Origin of the sequence: Methanospirillum sp. (genome assembly GCF_035560735.1) — an archaeon.
GTDB lineage: Archaea > Halobacteriota > Methanomicrobia > Methanomicrobiales > Methanospirillaceae > Methanospirillum.
In genome coordinates, this window is the sequence record NZ_DATMYY010000395.1 from 1 (window position 1) to 6359 (window position 6359).

At 49.1% G+C, this 6359-nt stretch carries 6 protein-coding genes; 3 read left to right on the top strand and 3 right to left on the bottom strand.

The window, feature by feature from the left end; genetic code table 11:
• Positions 1 to 1621 (bottom strand): dihydroxy-acid dehydratase (ilvD, locus tag VN429_RS11650; RefSeq protein WP_325633516.1); only part of this gene is annotated, 1621 nt, incomplete at its 3' end.
• A 161-nt stretch (positions 1622 to 1782) separates the two neighbouring features.
• Here ilvD and VN429_RS11655 point away from each other — a divergent pair.
• Positions 1783 to 2220, top strand: a complete 438-nt coding sequence (locus tag VN429_RS11655; protein WP_325633518.1) for a hypothetical protein — start codon at positions 1783 to 1785, stop codon at positions 2218 to 2220.
• A gap of 8 nt (positions 2221 to 2228) precedes the next feature.
• Positions 2229 to 2612 carry a response regulator gene (locus VN429_RS11660; protein WP_325633520.1) on the top strand — a complete coding sequence of 128 codons (384 nt, stop codon included), beginning with the start codon at positions 2229 to 2231 and terminating at the stop codon, positions 2610 to 2612.
• 28 nt (positions 2613 to 2640) lie between these two features.
• Here VN429_RS11660 and VN429_RS11665 read toward each other — a convergent pair whose 3' ends face one another.
• A complete protein-coding gene (locus tag VN429_RS11665; protein ID WP_325633522.1) occupies positions 2641 to 3210 on the bottom strand; it encodes a cysteine hydrolase family protein in 570 nt (189 codons plus the stop codon).
• Between the two features lie 126 nt (positions 3211 to 3336).
• Between VN429_RS11665 and VN429_RS11670 the strand changes: the two genes are divergently transcribed.
• Positions 3337 to 4140, top strand: a complete 804-nt coding sequence (locus tag VN429_RS11670) for a sulfite exporter TauE/SafE family protein (RefSeq protein ID WP_325633524.1) — start codon at positions 3337 to 3339, stop codon at positions 4138 to 4140.
• A gap of 155 nt (positions 4141 to 4295) precedes the next feature.
• On the opposite strand, the gene VN429_RS11675 is transcribed toward VN429_RS11670, so the two are convergent.
• Positions 4296 to 6221, bottom strand: a complete 1926-nt coding sequence (locus VN429_RS11675; RefSeq protein WP_325633526.1) for a S8 family serine peptidase — start codon at positions 6219 to 6221, stop codon at positions 4296 to 4298.
• Positions 6222 to 6359: the final 138 nt, after the last annotated feature.

Sequence of the window (6359 nt, forward strand, 5' to 3'; positions counted from 1 at the left end):
CAGCCTGACCGACAGCGGCGACATACCTGGCTAGTATTCCATCTAATTCCTTGATTATCGGTTTGAAGGTCTTTCTGCGTTCGTCCAGTTCTGCAGGTGAAACCATGAGATCGATCCTTCGTTCATGGAGATCAACCTGGATCTGATCGCCATCCCTGACTAGTCCGATTGGGCCACCTGCTACAGCTTCTGGTGCCACATGACCGATACACGGACCTCGCGTGCCACCTGAGAACCTCCCGTCGGTGACAAGGACCACCCGGTTGTACCCAAGTCCCATCAGGGCAGATGTCGGTGAGAGCATTTCAGGCATTCCCGGACCTCCCTTCGGCCCTTCTCCCCTGATAACAATCACTTCTCCTTCAGTTATTGATCTGGCAAGGATCGCTTTCATTGCTGCCGGTTCCCCGTCAAAGACCCGTGCAGGTCCGGTATGTCGCCACATCTCGTCCCTGACTGCACCACATTTTACAACAGCACCATCAGGTGCAAGTGACCCTTTCAGAATGCGAAGACCTCCGGCAGCATGCACCGGATTTGATACCGCCTGAATCACGGATTCGTCAATGTATGTTACACGGTCTGCGATTTCGTGTACAGTTCTGCCTGATACGGTTGGACAGGGCTCCAGATGGTTGCGAAGCTGTTTGAAGACTGCAGGGATTCCACCTGCCTTGAAGAGATCGTACATCGAGTGCGGACCTCCGGGCTGCATGGCGGCAATATGAGGAACCTCGTTTCCAATCTTGTTGAATTCATCCAGAGAGAATGGAACTCCAGCCTCCTGAGCGACAGCCATCAGGTGCAGTACTGTATTGGTTGACCCTCCTAGAGCCATATCAACCCTGATGGCATTTCGCAGACTGACCGGGGTGATGAGTGACCGGGGTAAGATCTGCTGGTTGACAAGCTGAACAGATCTAACACCGGAGGAGTAAGCGAGCCTGAGTTTTTCTGCAAACACTGCAGGAACGGCAGCACAGCCAGGCAGGGACATTCCCATCGCTTCGGTCATACAGGCCATGGTGTTAGCGGTATACAAACCCTGGCAGCTTCCGCATCCAGGCATTGCTGCTGCCTCGATCTCCTTGAGTTCATCTTCGCTCATGGTCCCGGCTGCAACCTTTCCGACACCTTCAAAGATGTCAGTCAGTGAGATCTCACACCCCTGATGATGACCGGGCAGCATATTTCCACCGGTTAAAACGATTGCTGGAATGTTGCACCTGGCTGCAGCCATGAGCATACCGGGAACAATCTTGTCGCACGTGCAGATACAGACAATACCATCAAATCGGTGGGCCTTGATCATTAGTTCGACAGAGTCTGCAATATTTTCCCGTGACGGGAGAGAGTACCGCATTCCCTCGTGTCCCATCGCTATACCGTCGCAGATCCCGATGGTATTGAACTCAAACGGGGTTCCTCCCCCGGCTGCAACGCCTTCCCTGACCCGCTCAGCCAGCTGGCGAAGGTGTGTGTGACCCGGAACAATGGTATTCCACGAGTTTGCGATTCCGATGAACGGCCGGTTCATCTCTTCTTCAGTGATCCCAAGGGATCTTATTAGTGACCGGTTGGGTGCACGGGCATACCCTTCCTTGACGTCATCGCTGCGCATTGATACCACTCAGGTGATTAGAGGGCAGAGGTAATGAAGATACGCAGAGTGGTGCAGAGCGGATGGTATACTGCACCATAAAGTCCGGGTGATGATGATGAATATGAGCAACATCAATACTCAGTATGGGTTTTGAGTGCCGGATATGCGGTACCTGTTGTATGTATCTGGGCGATTACATTGTTATCGAGAAGCAGACCGGCCAGTACACATTTGACTGCTGCTGTGTCAGCACCGGTACAGAGTTTTCAGCAGAGGTAGATTCTGACAAACGAGGTTGGTTTGATGATCACACTTTTTCTGATCAGAACCCAACTGCGTGCCGATTTCTGCGTCCACTCGGGAAGGGAAGGATTGGATGTACCATTCATACAGACAGCCCGGCCCAGTGTAAATATTACCGATGCAGGATCATGGATATTTGTTCTACAGAAGGAAATCAGGCAGGGTATATCACCGGAACACTTGCACTACACAGCAGTGATTCACTGCTCCGAGATACCTACAACGGGATTGTTGTAAATGTTTCAGGACCTGGAGAAGAATCAGAGGAATATATCAAAAAAGAACTCATCAAAGTCGGATACAAGGTTAGGTAATTGTCTATATGACTGAACAGTTCTGCGATAAGCGAAGGATCCTGATCGTGGACGATGCTGAACTAGCCCGTGAAATTGAGGGCCTGTTTTTGTACCATGCAGGATGCACAGTGGTTGAAGCTGAAGATGGAGTTCAGGCACTGCAGAAGTATCAGGAACTCAGGCCTGTTCTTGTTATTCTTGATATAATAATGCCGAACCTCAACGGAATTCAGACCCTTAGGCAACTGAAGAAGGTAGATCCTGCAGTCAGGGTTCTGATCTGCACAGCAGCAGATGATTACCGGATGATTGACATGGCACTAAAGGAAGGGGCACTTGGATACATCATAAAGCCATTCAAAGGCGACGAATTCCTTAAAAAGGTTCATGATATCATCGGAGATACCTGATTTCAGAAACTGACACCTGCCAAACGGGTTACCATTCCAGACAGGACACAATATCTGTAGATCGTATTATCTGCACTCCGATGTTGGCCATATCCCTTACATTACTCTGGTGAATCTCATCACTCTGGGCAGCGGTTGCATCTGTAACCAGAAAAGTATGATAATTGTATGCCATGGCATCAAAGACCGTTGTCCTGATACAGTTCGGAGTCTGAATACCAGCAACAACAATTGTGTCCACACCCAGTGTTCGTAGGGTCAGATCAAGCCCGGTTCCAATGAATGCACTCATCCTGATCTTGGGGAGTAGGTACTCACTCTCCAGTGGTGCAAGTTCATGTATCACTGCTGCACCAGGGGTTCCTTCAACAGCAAACGGGGTTTTTTGGAAGAGTTCTTTGCGCATGATCTCAACATCTGAACCATCTGGACGATGAATACGCACAACATGAAATACCGGGAGACCGGCAGATCTGAACTGATCCAGGACATTCTGTATTTTCGGAATTATTGAGCAAGCTCCTTTGACCTGAAGTGGTTTCCCTTCAAGGACAAAATCATTCTGCATATCAATAAGAAGGAGAGCGGGTTTTGACATACTCTAGTACCTGACCTGTACCGGTATCATACCAGCGATCCTCCCAATGACAGGGCGCAGAGCAATATGTAGAGAGACACAAATACCCTGTGAGAAGTATCATCAACACCGGAGACCGGTCTATTCATGGATATTATACTCTACCTGCTTTCTCTGATCACAACCGGATCAGTAGCCGGATTCGCATCAGGCATGGTTGGCGTCGGCGGATGTTTCATCATGGTGCCGGTGCAGTACTGGCTGCTCGTTGGCGACGGACTTGATAGTACCCTTGCCATCAGGGTTGCTTTTGCAACCGGTCTTGCTGTCACACTTCCGACAGTGATGACATCAGCACTCGGGCATCATCGAAAGGGAGCAGTTGACTGGCAGACTGCAATACCCATGGGGGTTGCAGCAGTTGTCGGGGCAGTCACGGGCGGGACAATTGCAACATTTCTGCCAGGTCAGGTTCTCAAAACTTTTTTTGCCGTGCTTGTGACCCTGATGGCTGTCAGAATGCTATGGAATGTAAAAGAATGTTCAGTATGCCCTCCCAGACAGTCGCTGCCTGTGCTTCTCTTTATCGGGTTTTGTATCGGCAACATCACGAGCCTTGCCGGTGTAGGAGGAGGCGTTGTCCTGGTCCCGATTCTGGTTCTTCTTCTGCATTATCCGGTTCACACTGCAATCGGAACTTCTTCAGCCTGTCTGATATTCTCATCGGCAGGAGCCGTAGCAACATATCTCTGGCATGGACTCGGAGTTGCAGGTCTGCCACCATACTCTATAGGGTATGTTGATCTCGTTCAGTGGGGAGTTCTCGTAGCAACAACGATTCCCCTTTCAATTGTGGGAGTAAAATATGCACACCGGTGTCCTGCAAAAATTCTCAGGTATTTTTTTGCTACGCTGATGTTTATTGTCGGTGTTTTGATGTTAATTCCTTAAAAGGAAAAATCGCCTTAAACGAGGCTATTGATTTGGAATACCCAAGAATACTTGATTTTGATTAGCAGGTAATCCTAAAGCACTAAAAAAGATTTAGAAACCAGACCGTTCCGGATGATTCCAGAAACGGTTGGCACTATACAATTATTGGTTGCTTACTTGATGCTCTTATAAAGGGTAAGGATATCAGTAAAGTCTATCCTACCGTTTCCTGAAAAGTCAAACGCAGAGACAGGCTCAAAAGCCGCAATCCATTCGATCATCCTGAAATAAAGTTCTACATCTGTCTGATTACAGATACCATCACCATTCAGGTCTTCGTATTTCCCGTCATTGTTGAGATCACGGGGCTGATTGGACTGACCCTGAAGAGGCTGAACTGCAACAGAGGGACCTGAAGTCTGAGTTGCAGTTGGTATTACCGTTGGAACCTGAGTTGGAATCTGGGTCGGGACAATTGTTTGTGTTGCGGTTGGTAGTACTGTCGGTACCTGAGTTGGAACCTGGGTTGGTGCAGGAGTCTGTGTGGCTGTTGGTATTACCGTAGGTGCCTGTGTTGGAACCTGGGTAGGAACGGTCTGTGTTGCAGTAGGCGCTGCAGTCGGCACTTGTGTGGGTGTCCCGCCAGTCGCAGCATTAAGGGTCTTTCCTACATCTATCCTGCCACCAGATACTACTTTTCCTGAAAATGCAGAGACCTGATCAGCATTATTCAGGATCAATTGTTTGATCTGATCAGTCGAAAGGCTCGGATTGACCGAGAGGAGGAGTGCAGCCAGGCCTGATACCTGCGGGGTAGCCATTGAGGTTCCTTTCATCTTGATATAGTCATACCCAAGAGCTGTCGGATATGTCGAGAGGATCCAGTCACCAGGTGCTGCGACATCTACCGAAGTAGGACCATAGTTAGAGTATGACGGAATTCCATCTTTGGCATCACTTGCAGCGACAGAAATAATCTGAGGACTGTCAAAGCAGGAAGGATACTGGGCGATAATATCAGTATTGACTCCGGAGTTTCCGGCAGCACAGACAATCGGAAGACTGGTCTGTGAAATAGCATCGCCGAGAGCTTCACTGCGGGTTGTTCCTCCCCATGAACAACTGATGACATTCGCTCCCATTGTCCGTGCATATGCAAATGCCTTGATTATGCTTGCCATGTCTCCGTTACCGTCTTTTCCAAGAACTTTGAGCGGCATAATCCTGACTTTCTGATTGACACCGGAGATGCCAACGCCATTGTTTCCAACTGCTCCAATCACTCCTGCGCAATGGGTTCCATGGCCGTTGTCATCCATGGGGTCATTGGTGTTGCTGACAAAGTTCCATCCATGGACATCGTCGACATACCCGTTGCCATCATCATCAATCCCGTTTCCAGGGATCTCTTTTGGGTTTGTCCAGATGTTCTGGGCTAGATCAGGATGATTGTAATCAGTACCGGTATCAATGACTGCCACTACGATTGAGTCAGAACCGGTTGTCTTTGCCCAGGCAGGAATGACATTTATATCATCGCCACTTGTTCCTCCGTCCTGCCCAGTGTTGTAGAGTGCCCACTGCTCGTTGAACCTGGGATCATTTGGTCCGCCAGATACCGATTCAGCACTCAGTTTTTCTGGTCCAGGTGGTGTTGAGTTCTCGTTTGGCATCAGGGACACGATGTAGTTCGGCTCTGCATACTCAACAAAGGATGAATTGGTCAGTTCAGTGACCGCCTGCTGAACAGTGACATTCTCTCCGGTATGGATCATCTGCATATTTTTCAGGCCTTCCGCTGAGAAATCATCAGATAATTCGGCTCCCATTGCCATGAGACCGGGTGACATAACACTCTCTGCTGATACCCCGCCGGACGGTTTCTTGTACCTGACGATCACTTCGCCAGGAACATATGGAGCGCCGGAAGAGGTATACGCCACCTGCGTGGCCCCAGGTGCTACATTACCCGTTAATTGCGTCGCAGATTTGTTATCAACTGCAGTTCCAGATCCGTCAGCGTTTACTGCCGGGAACAGGATTATTCCAAGAAAAATGGTGAAGATAAGAGATCTCCACAATACATGCTGATTTAACATAGCATACCTTCCCCACCAGGGCTATTGAGAGATACAACCCTGTTAGTATGAATATTGGACCCATGAGAATTAAGTACTACCTGCCCGGAGTGATCTTCCGGTGGTTAGTGGATGTCCGGGATTTAGATCAGTTGGAAA

Excerpts from the sequence above, each read along its gene's own strand:
- VN429_RS11655 (WP_325633518.1), top strand. The coding sequence starts at position 1,783 with ATGTATCTGGGCGATTACATTGTTATCGAGAAGCAGACCGGCCAGTAC.
- VN429_RS11660 (WP_325633520.1), top strand. The coding sequence starts at position 2,229 with ATGACTGAACAGTTCTGCGATAAGCGAAGGATCCTGATCGTGGACGAT.
- VN429_RS11665 (WP_325633522.1), bottom strand. The coding sequence starts at position 3,210 with ATGTCAAAACCCGCTCTCCTTCTTATTGATATGCAGAATGATTTTGTC.
- VN429_RS11670 (WP_325633524.1), top strand. The coding sequence starts at position 3,337 with ATGGATATTATACTCTACCTGCTTTCTCTGATCACAACCGGATCAGTA.
- VN429_RS11675 (WP_325633526.1), bottom strand. The coding sequence starts at position 6,221 with ATGTTAAATCAGCATGTATTGTGGAGATCTCTTATCTTCACCATTTTT.